Source organism: Streptomyces shinuiensis (assembly GCF_043660855.1).
Classification (GTDB): Bacteria; Actinomycetota; Actinomycetes; order Streptomycetales; family Streptomycetaceae; genus Streptomyces.
Genome location: NZ_JBIHML010000001.1, coordinates 5,572,998 through 5,590,820 on the forward strand (window position 1 = coordinate 5,572,998; position 17,823 = coordinate 5,590,820).

17 protein-coding genes are annotated in these 17,823 nt (G+C 73.5%); 10 read left to right on the forward strand and 7 right to left on the reverse strand.

The window, feature by feature from the left end; all coding sequences use genetic code 11:
* Positions 1–71: 71 nt before the first annotated feature.
* A complete protein-coding gene (locus ACGRHY_RS25210; protein WP_394637591.1) occupies positions 72–998 on the reverse strand; it encodes a 5-dehydro-4-deoxyglucarate dehydratase in 927 nt (308 codons plus the stop codon).
* A gap of 292 nt (positions 999–1,290) precedes the next feature.
* On the opposite strand from ACGRHY_RS25210, the gene ACGRHY_RS25215 reads away from it, so the two are divergent.
* A complete protein-coding gene (locus tag ACGRHY_RS25215; RefSeq protein ID WP_394637592.1) occupies positions 1,291–2,121 on the forward strand; it encodes an NAD-dependent epimerase/dehydratase family protein in 831 nt (276 codons plus the stop codon).
* 54 nt (positions 2,122–2,175) lie between these two features.
* Here ACGRHY_RS25215 and ACGRHY_RS25220 read toward each other — a convergent pair whose 3' ends face one another.
* Entirely contained in the window at positions 2,176–2,301 is a 126-nt protein-coding gene (locus tag ACGRHY_RS25220) for a hypothetical protein (RefSeq protein WP_394637593.1), read from the reverse strand.
* Positions 2,302–3,064: 763 nt separating this feature from the next.
* Between ACGRHY_RS25220 and ACGRHY_RS25225 the strand changes: the two genes are divergently transcribed.
* The 3 genes from ACGRHY_RS25225 to ACGRHY_RS25235 all read left to right on the forward strand — a co-directional run bounded on the left by ACGRHY_RS25225 (position 3,065) and on the right by ACGRHY_RS25235 (position 4,234).
* Complete coding sequence (locus ACGRHY_RS25225) at positions 3,065–3,484, forward strand: PPOX class F420-dependent oxidoreductase (protein WP_394637594.1); 420 nt, start codon at positions 3,065–3,067, stop codon at positions 3,482–3,484.
* 123 nt (positions 3,485–3,607) lie between these two features.
* On the forward strand, positions 3,608–3,814 hold the full coding sequence (locus ACGRHY_RS25230) for a hypothetical protein (RefSeq protein ID WP_394637595.1): 207 nt from the start codon (positions 3,608–3,610) through the stop codon (positions 3,812–3,814).
* A 108-nt stretch (positions 3,815–3,922) separates the two neighbouring features.
* Positions 3,923–4,234 (forward strand): hypothetical protein, encoded by a 312-nt coding sequence (locus ACGRHY_RS25235; protein ID WP_394637596.1) that lies wholly within the window; start codon positions 3,923–3,925, stop codon positions 4,232–4,234.
* 34 nt (positions 4,235–4,268) lie between these two features.
* On the opposite strand, the gene ACGRHY_RS25240 is transcribed toward ACGRHY_RS25235, so the two are convergent.
* From ACGRHY_RS25240 to ACGRHY_RS25255, 4 genes are all read right to left on the reverse strand, one after another.
* Entirely contained in the window at positions 4,269–4,499 is a 231-nt protein-coding gene (locus ACGRHY_RS25240) for a hypothetical protein (RefSeq protein WP_394637597.1), read from the reverse strand.
* Positions 4,500–4,555: 56 nt separating this feature from the next.
* On the reverse strand, positions 4,556–6,475 hold the full coding sequence (locus ACGRHY_RS25245) for an ABC transporter ATP-binding protein (RefSeq protein ID WP_394637598.1): 1,920 nt from the start codon (positions 6,473–6,475) through the stop codon (positions 4,556–4,558).
* On the reverse strand, positions 6,475–8,208 hold the full coding sequence (locus tag ACGRHY_RS25250; RefSeq protein WP_394637599.1) for an ABC transporter ATP-binding protein: 1,734 nt from the start codon (positions 8,206–8,208) through the stop codon (positions 6,475–6,477). The genes ACGRHY_RS25245 and ACGRHY_RS25250 overlap by 1 nt, the downstream gene beginning before the upstream one ends.
* 101 nt (positions 8,209–8,309) lie before the next feature.
* The gene (locus ACGRHY_RS25255; protein ID WP_394637600.1) at positions 8,310–8,777 is read right to left on the reverse strand and encodes an NUDIX domain-containing protein; all 468 of its coding nucleotides are present in this window, start codon (positions 8,775–8,777) and stop codon (positions 8,310–8,312) included.
* 197 nt (positions 8,778–8,974) lie between these two features.
* Between ACGRHY_RS25255 and ACGRHY_RS25260 the strand changes: the two genes are divergently transcribed.
* The gene (locus ACGRHY_RS25260) at positions 8,975–9,379 is read left to right on the forward strand and encodes a hypothetical protein (protein WP_394637601.1); all 405 of its coding nucleotides are present in this window, start codon (positions 8,975–8,977) and stop codon (positions 9,377–9,379) included.
* A 62-nt stretch (positions 9,380–9,441) separates the two neighbouring features.
* Here the strand turns inward: ACGRHY_RS25260 and ACGRHY_RS25265 are convergent, their stop codons facing one another.
* Positions 9,442–10,275: an NADPH-dependent F420 reductase gene (locus tag ACGRHY_RS25265; protein ID WP_394637602.1), complete on the reverse strand. Its 834-nt coding sequence runs from the start codon at positions 10,273–10,275 to the stop codon at positions 9,442–9,444.
* 83 nt (positions 10,276–10,358) lie between these two features.
* On the opposite strand from ACGRHY_RS25265, the gene ACGRHY_RS25270 reads away from it, so the two are divergent.
* Genes ACGRHY_RS25270 through ACGRHY_RS25290 form a run of 5 tightly spaced genes read left to right on the forward strand, consistent with a single transcriptional unit; the run spans position 10,359 to position 17,813 of the window.
* Positions 10,359–11,216 carry a TIGR03084 family metal-binding protein gene (locus ACGRHY_RS25270; protein WP_394637603.1) on the forward strand — a complete coding sequence of 286 codons (858 nt, stop codon included), beginning with the start codon at positions 10,359–10,361 and terminating at the stop codon, positions 11,214–11,216.
* Positions 11,213–12,949 (forward strand): acyclic terpene utilization AtuA family protein, encoded by a 1,737-nt coding sequence (locus ACGRHY_RS25275; protein ID WP_394637604.1) that lies wholly within the window; start codon positions 11,213–11,215, stop codon positions 12,947–12,949. Before ACGRHY_RS25270 ends, ACGRHY_RS25275 begins: the two co-directional genes overlap by 4 nt.
* Entirely contained in the window at positions 12,946–14,550 is a 1,605-nt protein-coding gene (locus ACGRHY_RS25280; protein WP_394637605.1) for an acyl-CoA carboxylase subunit beta, read from the forward strand. Before ACGRHY_RS25275 ends, ACGRHY_RS25280 begins: the two co-directional genes overlap by 4 nt.
* Before the next feature lie 9 nt (positions 14,551–14,559).
* Entirely contained in the window at positions 14,560–16,626 is a 2,067-nt protein-coding gene (locus ACGRHY_RS25285) for an ATP-binding protein (protein WP_394637606.1), read from the forward strand.
* Positions 16,623–17,813 (forward strand): acyl-CoA dehydrogenase family protein, encoded by a 1,191-nt coding sequence (locus ACGRHY_RS25290; protein WP_394637607.1) that lies wholly within the window; start codon positions 16,623–16,625, stop codon positions 17,811–17,813. Before ACGRHY_RS25285 ends, ACGRHY_RS25290 begins: the two co-directional genes overlap by 4 nt.
* Positions 17,814–17,823: the final 10 nt, after the last annotated feature.

Genomic DNA, 17,823 nt, shown 5'->3' on the forward strand with positions numbered 1-17,823 from the left:
TGGACGTAGTTCCATTCCCTGCCGGGAGAAGGTGCCCACGCGGAGGCCCTGTCCGGGCCTCCGCGCCCGTCTCAGGCCAGCAGGGTGCGTCCGTGCTCCATCAGGGCGGACAGCTCATCGATGTGCGCGCCGTCCGGTTCGCTCAGCGGCGGCCGCACTCCGCCCACGTCCAGACCGCGCAGGCGTACCCCGGCCTTGACCAGCGAGACCGCGTAACCGCGGCCCTTGTTCCGCAGCTCCACCAGGGGGCGGTAGAAGCCGTCGAGGAGTCGGCGCACGGTGGCGTCGTCGCCCCCGGTGAAGGCGTGGTGGAAGGCGACTGCGATCTCCGGCGCGAAGCAGAAGGCGGCGGAGGAGTAGAGGCCGACCCCGATGCCCCGGTAGGCGGGGCAGGTGAGCTCGGCGGTGGGCAGCCCGTTGAAGTACAGGAACTCGCGGCCGGGGTCCGCGGTGCGTACGGCGCTGACGATCCGCTGCATCAGGTCGAGGTCGCCGACGCCGTCCTTCAGGCCCGCGATCCTGGGGTGGCGGGCGAGTTCGGCCACGGTGGCCGGAGCGAGGACGGCGTTGTCCCGCTGGTAGACGATGACGTCCAGTCCGGTCGCGTCGGCGAGGGCGGTGTAGTGGGCCCGCAGCCCCTTCTGGTCGGGCGCGACCAGGTAGGGGGGCATGGCGAGGAGCCCGTCGGCCCCCGCCTCCTCGGCGGTACGGGCGTACCGCACGGCGAGGGCGGTTCCGTAGCCGGTGCCCGCGACCACCGGTACCCGTCCCGCCGCCTCCGTCACCGCCGCGGAGACGCATGCGCCGAACTCCTCGGGGGTCAGGGCGTGGAACTCGCCGGTGCCGCAGCAGGCGAAGACGGCGGCGGCACCGGCGTCGATGCCGCCGCGCACATGCGCGCGGAACACGTCGGTGTCGAGGGCGTCGTCCGGTCCGTACGCGGTGACGGGGAAGAAGAGCAGGCCGTCGAGCCGGGCGGCGAGAGGAGGTGTGGTCACGGCACTCCCTGGGTGTCGCGGGGCGGCAGATGGTGTACACACTCACGACCACTGTCCATATCTATGAACATCGCTACCGTAGGACAGTGGTTCGCCGCGGTCAAGGTGGTCTGTCATCGCGGGAGTGCTGCCCGCGCAAGAGTGCGAGAAAGCGCTTTCCCATATACTTGACGATGTTGGGGCGAGCTCCTACCGTCTCCACAGTTGTGAATGACGTTCGGTGAATCGCTCCTTCGTCGATCCCGCTCGGCGTGTGCGCGCCGGCCTCCCCACCGCACCGAGGAGACAGCCCATGCCCGCCCCCAGAACCGTCCTGCTCACCGGCGCCGCGGGCGGCCTCGGCACCCTGATGCGGGGCCTGCTCCCCTCCTACGGCTACACCCTCCGGCTCCTCGACGTCGCCCCCGTCGAACCGCTCCCCGGAGCGGGGGAGCGGGCCGAGGAGACGATCACCGCCGACCTCGCGGACCGGACGGCGCTGCGCGAGGCCGTACGAGGCGTGGACGCCGTCATCCATCTCGCCGGGATCTCCCTGGAGGCCCCCTTCGAGAAGATCGTGCGGGCGAACATCGAGGGCACCTACAACCTCTACGAGGCGGTCCGCGAGGAGGGCGTCGGACGCGTCGTCTTCGCCTCCTCCAACCACGCCGTCGGCTACACCCCCCGTCCGCGCGAGGGCGATCCGCTGATTCCGGTGGACACCCCGCGCCGCCCCGACACCTTCTACGGGCTGTCGAAGTGCTTCGGCGAGGACTTGGCCCAGCTCTACCGGGACCGGCACGGCATCGAGACCGTCTCCGTCCGCATCGGCTCCTGCTTCCCCGAGCCCACGACGGTTCGGATGCTCTCGGTCTGGATGAGCCCCGCCGACGGGGCCCGGTTGCTGCACGCCGCCCTGACCGCCGAGGGTGTCGGGCACACCGTCGTCCACGGCTCCTCCGCCAACACCCGGCTGTGGTGGGACCTCACCTCGGCACGGGCCCTGGGATACGAGCCGCAGGACGACTCCGAGCCGTATGCGGCCAAGCTCATCGCCGAACAGGGCGAACTCGATCCGGACAGGCCGGAACACGCCTGTCTGGGCGGCCACTTCACCACCGAACCGCCGGTCTGGCCGCACTGACCCGCCGCTCTGCCGGCCCGGTGAGCCGTCGCTCCGGCGGGCACCGGGCCGTCTTCAGCCGAGGTCGTCGAACACGGCCAGCGACGCCTGCTCCCCCGCCTCCTCCGGAGCGTGCTCCTCCCGGCCGGAGTGCGGTACCTGCTCGGCCCACACCGTCTTGCCCCGCTGCATGTGGCGCACCCCCTGTTCCTGGTGAACTGCGCCACCAGGAACAGGCCGCGCCCGCCCTCCTCGGCCACTCCGGCACGCCGGATGCGGGGAGAGGATTTGCTGCGGTCGGAGACCTCGCAGAGCAGGGACGCGCCGCGCAGCAGCCGCAGCCGTACAGGCCCCCACCGCCGTACCGCACGGCGTTGGTGACCAGTTCGCTCACCAACAGGCCGGTGCCGTACTCCGGGTCCGGCAGGTTCCGCTCGTCCAGCTGCCGCCGTGCCAGCGTCCTGGCCCCGGACACCACCGACGGGTCGGAGGGCAGCTCCCAGGACGCCACCCGGTCGGCGGGCAGCACGTGCGCACGGGCCGGCAGCAGAACCACGTCGTCCCGGGGGCCGCCGGGCGGCAGGGCGCCGGTGACCCGGGCGCAGATCCGCTCCAGCGACGGCTCCGGCGGCGGCTCCGGGCCGCGCAGCGCGGAGGTGAGCAGCCCCATGCGCGCGTCGGGGTCGCCGTAGCCGCGGCCCTCCTTGAGCAGGCCGTCGGTGTACAGCGCCGGCAGGCTGCCCGCGGTCGGCTCCACGGTGGCGGACTCGTAGGGCCGGAGCCCGCCGAAGCGGGGCGTCCCCCGGCCGGACGTTGACGGAGGTACCACGGCCCTGGCCGCTCCCCGCCGCCCGCGCCCGTGCGTGCTCCCGTGATCGGCGCCGGCGGTGTGTGATGCTGAGCGGGACCATGCCGGTCGGACGGCGTACAGCGACGTGCAGCGATGTGCCGAGGGGAGCCATCCATGTCGAAACCACCGCTTCCGGAAGCGGCCGTGACCATGCTGGGCAAGGCCAACCCGGCCGTCATCACGACCCTGCGGCCGGACGGCCAGCCGGTGTCCACCGCCACCTGGTACCTGTGGGAAGACAGCCGGGTGCTGGTCAACATGGACGAGGCCCGCAAACGGCTGCGGCATGTGCGCAACGACCCCCGTGTCACCCTCACCGTGCTCGACGAGGGCAACTGGTACACGCACCTCAGCCTCATCGGCCGCGTGGCCGAGATCCGCGACGACCCGGAGCTCGCCGACATCGACCGGCTGGCCCGCCACTACCTCGGCGAGCCGTATCCGCGGCGGGACCGCCGCCGCGTCAGCGCCTGGATCGAGATCGACCGCTGGCACGGCTGGGGCTCCCTGAAGGACAGCGACCAGCCAGGGTGACGCCCCCGGCCCGGTGCCCGCACCGCGAGGCCCGGCCGGGGCGGCCGCGAGCCGGCAGGAGTGTTCTCCTCCGTACGGGGCATCGGTCGATGACAGCCCGGTTCGGTTGTTTCAGGAGGCACCGTGACGGAAACCATCGTTCTCATCCTCGGCCTGGTGGTCGCGCCCATCGCCGCCCCGGCCCTGCTCACCTGGGGTCTGAACGGCGCTGTGTGGCTGCTGGACCGTTTCGTCGGCCGGAGGGGGCGGTGGCGCGGACCGTGTGGTGGTGGGCGCCGGAGACCAGCCCGGGCGGCGGCGCCGGGACTCTTCCCCGCTGACATCCGCTGACTCCCCACCGCTTCGTCGCTGGTCCCCGCGGGTTCTTCGCTGACCCTGCCGGGGCATGGACGGGGGAATCCGGCATGGCATCCGGCCCGGCCGGTCACACGTCGAACCATGAACGATTCACCGAGCACACCTCCCACCGACCCGGCGGACGAACAGGCCGTCCGGCGTCTGGTGCCGGTCTGGCTGGAGGAGGCCGCCCGCCATGACGCGGAAGCGGCCGGGCGGGCCCGGCAGGAGTGGCAACAGGGCCGCCTGTCCTCCGACGCCGCGAGGGAACTGGCCGACTGGGTGACGGCCCGGGTCACCGACACCGGGTTCAACCAGGACGAGGGACCTTCCAGGCAGGGGCCCGCGCACGTCAGCGTGGCCGACAAGGCCGCGGTCCACCGGTGGCTTGCCGCCCGGGGGCACGACGTGTGAGGCGGTGCCGGGCTCCCTGAGCGGGGCGGTGGCATCAGGTCCAGGTGTACTTGCCCCCGCCCACCCACCGCACGGTGGCCGGGTCGTCCAGGTCCACCGGGCTCAGCCCCGCGTCGTACGCCAGCCGGACCACGTCGGTGATGTCATGGGCGAGTCCGACCGTCCCGTCCCTGAGCTGGACCGTGCGGAACGGCCGCTCCCCGTGTGTCACGCCCCAGACGATGATCGGGGGCTGCGACGGCGTCTCGTCGGTCACGCCTTCCATCGTGGACCAGCGCGGCCGGCCCCGCATCCCGGCCCTGACCGGGATGCGGTCAGGGGTCAGTCGACCTCCGCCGCGGCCTGCGCGAACTGCGCCCGGTACAGGCGCGCGTACGCGCCGTCCGCGGCCAGCAGCGCCTCGTGCCCGCCCTGTTCGACGATCGAGCCGTCCTCCATCACCAGGATGGTGTCGGCATCCCTGACGGTGGAGAGCCGGTGCGCGATCACGAAGCTGGTGCGGCCGTGGGACAGCCGCGCCATCGCCTGCTGGATCAGCACCTCGGTACGGGTGTCCACCGAGCTGGTCGCCTCGTCCAGCACCAGGATCACCGGATCGGACAGGAAGGCGCGCGCGATGGTGATCAGCTGTTTCTCGCCGGCGCTCACCCCCGAGCCCTCGTCGTCGAGGACGGTGTCGTAGCCGTCGGGGAGGGTGCGCACGAAGCGGTCGGCGTGGGCCGCGCGCGCCGCCTCCTCGATCTCCTGCCGCGTCACGTCGCGGGAGGCGCCGTACGCGATGTTCTCCGCGATCGTGCCGCCGAACAGCCAGGTGTCCTGCAGCACCATGCCGATCCGCGAGCGCAGTTCCTCCCGCCGCATCGCGGCGATGTCCACCCCGTCCAGCGTGATGCGCCCGCCGGTCGTCTCGTAGAACCGCAGCAGGAGGTTGACCAGGGTGGTCTTGCCCGCGCCCGTCGGGCCGACCACGGCCACGGTCTGCCCCGGCTCCACCGTCAGCGACAGGTCCTCCATGAGCGGCCTGTCGGAGGTGTAGCGGAAGGACACCTTCTCCAGCACGACCCTGCCGCGCACGGTGCCGGGGCGCTCGCCCGGCACCGGATCGGGTTCCTGCTCCCCGGCGTCGAGGAGTTCGAAGACCCGCTCGGCCGAGGCGACGCCCGACTGCACCAGGTTGGCCATCGACGCGATCTGGGTGAGCGGTGTCGAGAACTGCCGCGAGTACTGGATGAAGGCCTGCACGTCGCCGATCGACAGTGAGCCGGAGGCGACCCGCAGACCGCCGGCCACGGCCACCAGGACGTAGTTGGCGTTGGAGACGAAGAACATCAGCGGCTGCATGATCCCGCTGTTGAACTGGGCCCGGAGCGAGGCCTCGTACAGTTCCCCGTTCTGCTCGGCGAACGTCGCGGCCGACTCCTCCTGCCGCCCGAAGACCTTCACCAGGGCGTGCCCGGTGTACATCTCCTCGATGTGGGCGTTGAGCCTGCCGGTGGAGCGCCACTGCCGCACGAACTGCGGCTGCGACCGCTTGCCGACCCACCGGGCCACCGCGACGGACAGCGGCACGGTCACCAGCGCGACCAGCGCGAGCAGCGGCGAGATCCAGAACATCACCACCAGCACCCCGACCACGGTCAGCAGCGAGTTGACCAGCTGGCCCATCGTTTGCTGGAGGGTCTGCCCGATGTTGTCGATGTCGTTGGTGGCCCGGCTGAGCACCTCACCGCGCTGCCGGCCGTCGAAGTACGACAGCGGCAGCCGGGACAGCTTCGCCTGCACGTCCTCGCGCAGGCGGAAGACGGTGTTGTTCACCGCCAGGTTCACCAGGCGGGTCGCCACGGCCATCAGCAGCCCGGCCGCGGCGAACACCCCCAGGGCCAGCAGCAGGACCTCGCCGACGGCGGTGAAGTCGATGCCCTCGCCGGGGGTGAACTCCGTGCCCGAGAGCATGTCGGCCTCGTCGTCCCGGCCCTCCCGGCGCATGTCCTCCAGGACCTGCTCCCGGTCGGCTCCGGCAGGCATCCCGCGCCCCACGATCCCGGCGAAGACCAGATCGGTGGCCCGTCCGAGGATCTTCGGCCCGGCCACCGACAGCGCCACGCTCAGCACCACGGCCAGCAGCATCCCGGACAGCGCGGTCCTCTCCGGCCGGAACCGCGCCAGCAGCCGCCGGGCGGAACCCCCGAAGTCCGCCGACCGCTGGTTCGGGGCTCCGGCCGTCATCCGGCCCATGGCCATCAGGCGGCCTCCGCTTCCGTCAGCTGGGAGAGGACGATCTCCCGGTACGTCGTGTTGACCGACATCAGCTCGTGGTGGTCTCCGATGCCCACGACCCGGCCCTCGTCGAGGACGACGATGCGGTCGGCGTCGCGGACGGTGGACACCCGCTGGGCGACGATCACGACCGTCGCTTCGGCGGTCTCCCGTGCCAGCGCGGCGCGCAGCGCCGCGTCGGTGGCGTAGTCCAGGGCCGAGAAGGAGTCGTCGAAGAGGTAGATCTCCGGGCGCCGCACCAGAGCGCGCGCGATCGCGATCCGCTGCCGCTGGCCGCCGGAGACATTCGTCCCGCCCTGTGAGACGGGGGCGTCCAGCCCGCCCTCCATCCGCCGGACGAAGTCGGCCGCCTGGGCCACCTCCAGGGCGTGCCACAGTTCCCCGTCCGTCGCCTCCGGGTTGCCGTAGCGCAGGTTCGTCGCGACCGTCCCCGAGAACAGATAGGGCTTCTGCGGTACCAGGCTCACCGTCCTGGCCAGCAGCGGGGGGTCCAGGTCGCGTACGTCCACGCCGCCGACCAGGACCTCGCCGCCGGTCGTGTCGAACAGCCGGGCCACCAGGCCGAGCAGGGTCGACTTCCCGCTGCCGGTCGACCCGATGACCGCGGTGGTCTCGCCGGGCCCGGCCACCAGGCGCACATCGCGCAGGACCGGCTCCTCGGCGCCCGGGTAGCGGAACCCGGCCCCGCGGATCTCCAGCCGGCCGCGGCGGGACAGTTCCCGCACCGGCTGCGCGGGCGGCACGACACTGGTGGATGCGGTCAGGACCTCCTCGATGCGCTCGGCACACACCTCTGCACGCGGCACCGTCATGAACACGAAGGTGGCCATCATCACGCTCATCACGATCTGCATGAGGTAGGCGAGGAACGCGGTCAGCGCACCGATCCGCATGTCCCCGCCGTCGATGCGGTGCGCGCCGAACCAGACCACGGCGACGGACGAGAGGTTCACCACGGTCATGACGATCGGGAACATCAGCGCCAGCAGCCGCCCGGTGCCCAGCGACACCTCGGTCAGCTCGGAGTTGGCGGTGCGGAAGCGTTCGCGTTCGTACGCGTCGCGCACGAAGGCCCTGATGACGCGGTTGCCGGTGATCTGCTCGCGCAGCACCCGGTTCACCGTGTCGAGCCGTGTCTGCATGGCACGGAACAGCGGTCGCAGGCGCCGTACCACCAGGGCCACGCAGACGCCGAGCACCGGCACGGTCGCCAACAGCACCGCGGACAGCGGCACGTCGAGCCGCAGGGCCATCAGGATGCCGCCCACGCACATGATCGGAGCCGACACCATGAGTGTGAAGCCCGTGAGCACCAGCGTCTGCACCTGCTGGACGTCGTTGGTGGTCCGCGTGATCAGCGAGGGGGCGCCGAAGCGGCCGACCTCGCGCGCCGAGAAGGACTGCACGCGGTCGAAGACCGCGGCCCGGACGTCCCTCCCGAGCGCCGCGGCGGTTCGCGCGCCGTGGAGGACGGCGCCGACGTTGCACACCACCTGGAGGACGGTGACCGCGACCATGACGGAGCCGAGGGCGAGGATGCGGCCGGTGTCGCCCTTCACCACGCCCTCGTCGATGATGTCCGCGTTGAGGGCGGGCAGGTAGAGGGTGGCGCAGGTCTGCAGGAACTGCAGCAGCACCAGGGCGGTGATCGCTCCCCGGTAGGGGGCCAGATGTCTCCTGAGTAATCCGGTCAGCAAGCGGTGGTCCCCCGTATCGGTGTGGTGCGGCGCGACGGACCGCGCCGTGCGGTGAGGGCTCCATCATCCGCCACGCGGAGCGGAGTTCCCAGGCGGCCCCGTCAATCGCCCGAAGGCCCGGCGGACTCGCGCCCGATCAGCGACCGGTGGGACTCCTGCAGCCCCTCGGGCAGGTCGCCGGGCGCGAACCACCTCGCCTCCAGGACCTCGAGAGGGTCGATCTCGAGCATGCCGCCGGTGAGCCGTGCCTCGTAGGCGACCTCCGCCCGTAGCCGGTACCCGCTGGTGAGACGGACGAGTTCGCCGACGCGCACGTCGAGTCCGGTCTCCTCGCGCACCTCGCGGACGACCGTCTCCCGGAAGGTCTCGCCCTTCTTCGCGTACCCCGTCGGCAGCCCCCAGGGGCGGTCCGCGCGCCACAGGCGGTGCCTGAGGAGGAGCACGTTGCCGTCCGCGTCGCGTACGACGCCGGTGACGCCCACCATGAACTTCGGGTTGGCCAGCCACAGCAGGCGCCACTGCAGCGGGCCGCCGATGCGGTGCCAGAGCCGGGCGGCGATCTTCTTCACGGCGTCTTCTCCTTCGGTGGGTCCGGCATGGGCGGCCCTCCCGCGCCGCGCAGGTGCGCAGCCGTGCGGAGGTGCCGCCGTTCACCCTGACGCACCCGCCCCTCCCGGCGCGTCAGGCGCTCGTCGCGGGCCGGTGCGAGCCGTCCGTCGGCCGGGCGTCTCCGGCCCCGTCCCCTTGCCGCGCGAGCGACCTGAACGTGTTCGAGAACAGGTCTGCAGCCCGGTGGTGGAGCCCGGTCTCCGGCCCGCTTCGACGGCTCCAGCGGATGGGCGTGGTCCTGTTCCGGGTCTACGACCGCTCCGAGGGCTCGGCGAACAGCCGCCGCCCGGCCGAGCGCGTGGCGCCGATCGTCGCCCCCGCGACACCCCTGACCCGGTTCCGCCTGCTGCGGTCCCCGGTGCGCGAGGCCCACGAACCGCTCAGTGACTTCATGCCGACGGCGGCGGGCATGGCCGCGAACGGGCCGCGGCGCGAGGAGCCGGGGAAGAGGGGCGGGCCGGTGGGGCGGCAGGCGGGAAGGAAGGCGGGGAGCAGAGGGCGGCGGGCGGGCGTACGGCCGCCGGGGCCTGCCGTGACCCCGGGGAGCTGGACGGGGGGCTGACGGCCGCCGGCGCGGGACACCCGGTCCGCCGCGGCGGACCGGGCCCCTGCGCGGTCCCGGCGTCAGGCGCGGAAGTCGTCCGGCCGTTCCGGGGACGCCTCGGCCAGCGCGCCGGCTACCTCCTCGGCGCCGGCCCGCAGCCCGTACACGGGTGTGCCGGGCTGCTGGCGCCAGGAGTCGTCGATGCCACCCGCGTCGACGGTGTCGAAGCCCATCTCCTCGACGAGGTCCCGCACACGGCGCTTGGCGTCCTCGTCGTCCCCGGCCACCGGCAGGGCCATGCGCTCCGGGTCGCCCGCGGGGCGCGGCCTGTCGACGATGTCCTGGGCGTAGGTGCCGTTGAACGCCTTGACGACCGGGTGGCCGATCTGGCGCTCGGTCCAGCGGCTCTCGGTCAGCCCCTCGTCCTCGATGGCGTCGATCCGGCCGTCGCGCTGCCGCGGGTAGTAGTTGCCCGTGTCGATGACGGCCGCCCCGGGGGCGGCCCCGTCGAGCAGCCCGGAGGGCAGGTCGGGCACGGCCTTCAGCGGGACGGTGACCACCACGACCTCCGCGTCGTGCGCCGCCTCGGCGGCGGCGACCGGGGTGGCTCCGGTCTCCTCGGCCAGCGCGGTGAGGGTGTGCGGTCCGCGTGAGTTCGCCACCGACACGTCGTGGCCGAGTGCGGTCAGCCGCCGGGTCAGATTGCCGCCGATGTTGCCCGCGCCGATGATGCCGATCTTCATCGCTTGTCCTTCCGCGTCCGTCGGGCGGGGCGACCGGCAGCCGCCCGCGCGGGGCGGCGGTCGCGCCCGTGCCGGCCCGGCCGGGCCGGCTTCCTGCGAAACCCCGGCGCCGGGTGGGTCTGTTCCCCGGCTCACCGTTCGTCTCGTCCGGCATCGGCCGCAGAAAAGCATGCATTCATGCTTGATTGTTTCCGGGTTCGCTGTCACGCTCGCCGGACGGGGAGGCTCACACGGCCGAGGCGAGGGAGGTCGGTATGCCGGGCACGGCTGCGGACGAGGTGCTGGAGGACCTGCGGCACGAGGGCGAGGAACTGGACGCGCTCGTGGCCCCCCTGGCCGAGGCGGCCGATGAGCGGTGGACGGCCGTCACCCCGGCGCCCGGCTGGACCGTCGCCCACCAGATCGCCCACCTGGCCTGGACCGACGAGCGCGCCCTGCTCGCCGCCCGCGATCCCGGGGCGTTCCGAAGCGAGGCCGAGGCGGCGTTCGAGGACCCGGCCGCCGTGGACACCTACGTCGACGACGGGGCCCGCCGCGGCGCCGAGCTGCCCCCCGGCGCGCTGCTGGCCCTGTGGCGATCCGGGCGGCGGACGCTCGCCGGCGCGCTTCAGGAACTGGCCGCACGGCCGGGCAAGCGCCGCATCCCCTGGTACGGGCCGTCGATGAGCCCCGCCGGCATGGCCACGGCCCGGCTGATGGAGACCTGGGCGCACGGCGAGGACATCACCGAGGCCCTCGGCGTGCGGCGCGAGCCGACCGCCCGTCTGCGCCATGTGGCCAGGCTCGGTGTGCGGACCCGGGACTTCGCCCATCTGGTGAACGGGCTGGAGCCGCCCCCCGAGCCGTTCCGCGTCGAACTCACCCCGCCCCCGGCAGTCGGCACCGGCCCCGGCGAGCTCTGGGCCTACGGCCCCGCCGACGCCCCGCAGCGCGTCAGCGGGCCCGCGCTGGACTTCTGCCTGCTCGTCATCCGGCGCGTCCACCGCGACGACACCGCTCTGCGCGCCACCGGGGCCGGCGCCGAGCGCTGGCTCTCCGTCGCCCAGGCCTTCGCGGGCCCGCCCGGCGCCGGGCGGGCGCCGGGGGCGCGCGGGTACGGAGGCGCGCGATGACGTCCGCCACCGCCGGCGGGGTGCTGCGGATCGGGAACGCCTCCGGCTTCTACGGCGACCGCTTCGACGCGGTGCGCGAGATGCTCACCGGTGGCGAGCTGGACGTCCTGACCGGCGACTACCTGGCCGAACTGACCATGCTGATCCTGGGCCGGGACCGGATGAGGGACCCCGGCCTCGGATACGCGAAGACCTTCCTGCGGCAGCTGGAGGACACCCTCGGCCCCGCCGTCGAGCGTGGTGTGCCGCTGGTGGTCAACGCCGGCGGACTCAACCCGGCCGGACTGGCCGACGCGGTAAGGGAGTCGGCCGCCCGGCTCGGCCTGCCGGCGAGGGTGGCGCACGTCGAGGGCGACGATGTGACCGCCCGCGGCGGCTGGGGCGAGGGCGTTCTCACCGCCAACGCCTACCTCGGCGGGGCCGGCATCACCGCCTGCCTGGTGGCGGGCGCCGACGTGGTGGTGACCGGCCGGGTCACCGACGCCGCACTGGTCACCGGGGCCGCCGCCGCCCGCTTCGGCTGGGACGCGGGTGACCCCGCCGACCGCGACGCGCTGGCCGGCGCCGTGGTCGCCGGGCATGTGCTGGAGTGCGGCACCCAGGCCACCGGCGGCAACTACGCCTTCTTCGCCTCCGAGGGCATCGATGTGCGCCGCCCCGGCTTCCCGCTGGCCGAACTGCACCGCGACGGCAGCTCGGTGATCACCAAGCACCCGGGCACCGGTGGGGCGGTGACCGTCGGCACCGTCACCGCCCAGCTGTTGTACGAGACGGCCGGCGCGCGCTACGCCGGACCGGATGTGACGGCGCGGCTGGACACCGTACGGCTGCGGGCCGACGGGGAGGACCGGGTGCGGATCGAAGGCGTGCGCGGCGAGGCGCCGCCGCCCGCGCTCAAGGTGGGCCTGACCCGCCTGGGCGGCTTCCGCAACGAGGTGACCTTCGTCCTCACCGGCCTGGACGTCGAGGCCAAGGCGGCGCTGGTGCGCGAGCAGATGGAGGACCGGCTGGACGCCGCGCCCGGCGGCCGCCCCGCCCGGGTCCACTGGACCCTGGCCCGCACCGACCGCGCGGACGCGCCCGTACAGCAGGAGGCGAGCGCCCTGCTCCACCTCGTGGTGCGGGACGCGGACGCCGACAGGGTGGGGCGGGCCGTCAGCGGCGCCGCCGTCGAGCTGGCGCTCGGCAGCTACCCCGGCTTCCACGTCACCGCGCCACCGGGCAGGGGGGCGCCGTACGGGGTGTTCGAGGCGGCGTACCTGGACGCGGCCGAGGTGCCGCACACAGCCGTACTGCCGGACGGGCGGCGGATCGCGCTGCCGCCGCCCCGCATCACCCGGCCCCTGGAGCCGGTGGCCGGGCCCCCGCTGCCCGAGCCGCTGCCCGGGGAGAGCCTGAACGCCACCCGCCGGGCGCCGCTGGGGACGGTGGCCGGGGCGCGCAGCGGGGACAAGGGCGGCAGCGCCAACATCGGCGTGTGGGCGCGCGACGAGCAGACCTGGCGCTGGCTGGCGCACACCCTCACCACCGGCCGGCTGCGCGAACTGCTGCCGGAGACCGCCGCGCTGCCCGTCACCCGGCATGTGCTGCCCGGCCTGCGCGCCCTGAACTTCGTGATCGACGGCGTCCTCGGCGAGGGCGTGGCCTCCCAGGCCCGCTTCGACCCGCAGGGCAAGGCGCTGGGGGAGTGGCTTCGCTCCCGCCACATCGACATACCCGAGGAGCTGCTGTGACCGTGCTGCGCTCGGCGCTGGACACCACGGCGCCGGAGTACGCCGCCAACCGCGAGGCGATGCTCGCGAGACTGGACGCACTGGAGGCCGAACACGCCAGGGCCCTGGCCGGCGGCGGGGAGAAGTACGTCGCCCGCCACCGCGGACGCGGCAGACTCCTGGCCCGCGAGCGGATCGAGCTGCTGCTCGATCCCGACACCCCCTTCCTGGAACTGTCCCCGCTGGCGGCCTGGGGCAGCGACCACACCGTCGGCGCCTCGCTGGTCACCGGCATCGGCGTGGTCGAGGGCGTCGAGTGCCTGATCACCGCCAACGACCCGACCGTGCGCGGCGGTGCCAGCAACCCCTGGACACTGAAGAAGGCCCTGCGGGCCAACGAGATCGCCCGGGCCAACCGGCTGCCGCTCATCAGCCTGGTGGAGTCCGGCGGGGCGGACCTGCCCAGCCAGAAGGAGATCTTCATCCCCGGCGGTGCGCTCTTCCGCGACCTCACCCGGCTCAGCGAGGCCGGCATCCCCACGATCGCGGTCGTCTTCGGCAACTCCACCGCCGGTGGTGCCTACGTCCCCGGCATGTCCGACCACGTGATCATGGTGGACCGGGGCGCCAAGGTGTTTCTGGGCGGCCCGCCGCTGGTGAGGATGGCCACCGGCGAGGAGGCCGACGACGAGGAACTGGGCGGGGCCGGCATGCACGCCCGCGTCTCCGGTCTGGCCGACCACTTCGCCGTGGACGAGCCCGACGCGCTGCGCCAGGCCCGCCGCGTCGTCGCCCGCCTCAACCGGCCCAAGGCCCACCCCGCGCCCGGCGCGGCGGCCGTACGCCCGCCGCGCCACGACGAGGACGAACTGCTGGGCGTCGTGCCCGGCGACCTCAAGGTCCCCTTCGACCCGCGCGAGGTGATCGCCCGGATCGTCGACGACTCCGACTTCGACGAGTTCAAGCCGCTCTACGGGACCAGCCTGACCACCGGCTGGGCCGCTCTGCACGGCTACCCCGTCGGCATCCTGGCCAACGCCCGCGGCGTGCTGTTCAGCCAGGAGTCCCAGAAGGCCGCCCAGTTCATCCAGCTCGCCAACCAGCGCGACATCCCGCTGCTGTTCCTCCACAACACCACCGGCTACATGGTCGGCACCGAGTACGAGCAGGGCGGCATCATCAAGCACGGCGCGATGATGATCAACGCGGTCTCCAACTCCAGGGTGCCGCATCTGTCGGTGCTGATGGGAGCGAGCTACGGCGCCGGCCACTACGGCATGTGCGGCCGGGCCTACGACCCGCGCTTCCTGTTCGCCTGGCCCAGCGCCAAGTCCGCCGTCATGGGCCCGCAGCAGCTCGCCGGAGTGCTCTCGACCGTGATGCGCGAGTCCGCGGCGGCCAGGGGGAAGTCCTACGACGAGGAGGGCGACGCGGCGCTGCGCGCCATGGTCGAGCAGCAGATCGAGGCCGAGTCGCTGCCGATGTTCCTGTCCGGGCGGCTCTACGACGACGGCGTCATCGACCCGCGCGACACGCGCACCGCGCTCGGCATGTGCCTGTCGGCCGTGCACACCGCACCGGTGGCGGGCGCGCGCGGCGGCTTCGGCGTCTTCCGGATGTGAGGAGTGGACATGTCGGCACAGCCGGACGCGGGACGGGCCATCGGCTCCGTCCTGGTCGCGGGCCGCGGCGAGATCGCCCGGCGCGTCTTCCGCACCTGCCGGGAGCTGGGCGTCGCCACCGTCGCCGTCCACTCCGGCGCGGACGCGGACGCCCTCCACGCACGGGAGGCGGACGCGGCCGTGTCGCTGCCCGGCGACGCACCCGCCGACACCTATCTGCGCGGTGACCTGATCGTGGCGGCCGCGCTGGCGGCGGGCGCGGACGCGGTCCATCCCGGCTACGGCTTCCTCTCCGAGAACGCCGGCTTCGCCCGGGCGGTGCTGGAGGCGGGGCTGGTCTGGATCGGCCCGCCGCCCGAGGCGATCGAGGCCATGGCGTCCAAGACCCGCGCCAAGGAGCTGATGAGGAAGGCCGGGGTGCCGCTGCTGGAACCGGTGCGGCCCGGCGAGGTACGCGAGGAGGACCTGCCGCTGCTGGTCAAGGCCGCGGCGGGCGGCGGCGGGCGCGGCATGCGGATCGTGCGCGAGGCGGCCGCGCTGGACGGCGAGATCCGCGCCGCGTCGGCCGAGGCGAAGGCGGCCTTCGGCGACGGTGAGGTCTTCACCGAGCCCTACGTCGAGCGCGGCCGCCATGTGGAGGTGCAGGTGCTCGCGGACGGCCACGGCACGGTGTGGGCCCTGGGCACCCGCGACTGCTCGCTCCAGCGCCGCCACCAGAAGGTGATCGAGGAGGCCCCCGCGCCGGGTCTGACCGGGGAGCAGCGCGCCGCACTGCGCGGTGCGGCCGAGCGGGCCGCCCGCGCGGTCGGCTACCGGGGCGCGGGCACGGTGGAGTTCCTCCTCGCACCGGACGGGCGGGCGTACTTCCTGGAGATGAACACCCGCCTCCAGGTCGAGCACCCCGTCACCGAGTGCGTGTACGGCCTCGACCTCGTCGCGCTGCAACTGCGGATCGCCGAGGGCGCCCCGCTGCCCGCCGCGCGGCCGCCCGAACCGAGCGGCCATGCCGTCGAGGCCCGCCTCTACGCGGAGGACCCGACCCGGCAGTGGCGCCCGCAGACCGGACGGGTGCACCGTCTGGAGGTGCCCGGCGGCCCCGGGGTGCGGCTGGACGCGGGGGTGGCCGGCGGCGACGAGATCACCGTCCACTACGACCCGATGCTGGCCAAGGTCATCGCCTGGGCGCCCACCCGCGCCGAGGCCGTGCGGAAACTGGCCCACGCGCTGGAGCGGGCCCAGGTCCACGGCCCGGCCACCAACCGCGACCTGCTGGTGCGCTCGCTGCGGCACTCCGACTTCGCCTCCGGACGCATGGACACCGGCTTCTACGACCGTCATCTGGCACGCCTGTGCCAGGAGCCCCCGGACGGCGAACGGCGCCTGCGCGTCTCGGCGTTCGCGGCGGCCCTGGCGGACGCCGAGACGCGCCGCGCGGCCGCGCGGACCGTCTCCGGACGGCTCGGCGGCTGGCGCAGCCTCCCCTCCGGTCCGCAGACCAAGCGCTACCGGGCCGAACCCGGCGGGGCGGAGCTGGAAGTGCGCTACCGGCCCGCGCGCGGCAACCCGCCGCTCGCCGAGGACCTGCCGGGCGTACGCGCCCTGCGCGTGGCCGCCGACCACGTCGAGCTGGAGGTCGACGGCGTACGGCACGGTTTCGGCGTCGCGGCGTATCCGGACGGTGCGGGCGGCGGGAAGGAGCGGGCGAGGGTCCATGTGGACTCGCCGCTGGGCGCGTACGCCCTCACGGCGCTGCCGCGCTTTTCCGATCCGCGTGGCCGCGCCGAGCCGGGCTCGCTGCTGGCGCAGATGCCCGGCACGGTCGTGCGCGTCGCCGACCGCCTCGCCGCCGGCGACGCGGTGACGGCGGGACAGCCGCTGCTGTGGCTGGAGGCGATGAAGATGGAGCACCGCGTCACGGCACCGGCCGACGGGGTGCTGCGGGAGCTGCGGGTGACCCCCGGACAGCGCGTGGAGGTCGGTGCCGTCCTCGCGGTCGTCGACTCCGGGGAGCGGGGCCGCACCGGCGGCGGGGGACCACCGGCGAGTCCGGCAACCGACGAAGGGGCAGCGACATGACCACCGACCGACACGCGGGGCACACGGCGACCGCGCTGCTGGAGACCGACGAGCAGCGGGCGCTGCGCGCGGCCGTCACCGCGCTCGGCAAACGCTACGGCCGCGAGTACTTCGAGCGGGTGCGACGGGCGGGCGGGCAGACCGACGAGCTGTGGCGGGAGGCCGGAAGGCTCGGCTACCTCGGCGTCAGCCTCCCCGAGGAGTACGGGGGAGGGGGCGGCGGCATCACCGAGCTGTCGATCGTGCTGGAGGAGCTGGGCGCGGTGGGCTGCCCGCTGCTGATGCTCATCGTCACCCCCGCCATCACCGGCACCGTCATCGCCCGCTTCGGCACCGAGGAGCAGAAGCGCACCTGGTTGCCCGAACTGGCCGACGGCAGACGGAAGATGGCGTTCGGCATCACCGAGCCGGACGCCGGCTCCAACTCCCACCGCATCACCACCACCGCCCGCCGCGACGGCGGGGACTGGGTCCTGACCGGCCGCAAGGTCTTCGTCTCGGGCGTGGACATCGCCGACGCCACCCTGATCGTGGGCCGCACCGAGGACGCCCGTACCGGCCGTCTCAAGCCCTGCCTGTTCATCGTCCCCGGAGACGCCCCCGGCTTCTCCCGCAGCATGATCGAGATGGAACTGTCCGCCCCCGAGAAGCAGTTCGAACTGGTGCTGGACGACGTACGGCTGCCCGCGGACGCGCTCGTCGGTGACGAGGACGCCGGACTGCTCCAGCTCTTCGCCGGACTCAACCCCGAGCGGATCATGACCGCCGCGTTCGCGCTCGGCATGGGCCGCTTCGCCGTCGGCAGGGCGGTGGACTACGCCCGCACCCGGCAGGTGTGGAAGGAGCCGATCGGCGCCCACCAGGCCGTGGCCCACCCGCTGGCCGAGTCGCACGTCGAGATCGAACTGGCCCGCCTGATGACGCGGAAGGCGGCCCTGCTGTACGACGCGGGCGACGACGCGGGAGCGGGCGAGGCGGCCAACATGGCCAAGTACGCGGCGGCGGAGGCCTGCGCTAAGGCCGTCGACCGCGCCGTGCACACCCTCGGCGGCAACGGCCTGACCGGTGAGTACGGTCTGGGGGCCCTCGTCACCGCCTCCCGCGTCGCCCGTATCGCGCCGGTCAGCCGGGAGATGATCCTCAACTTCGTCTCCCACCAGACCCTGGGACTGCCCAGGTCCTACTGAGATATCCCCG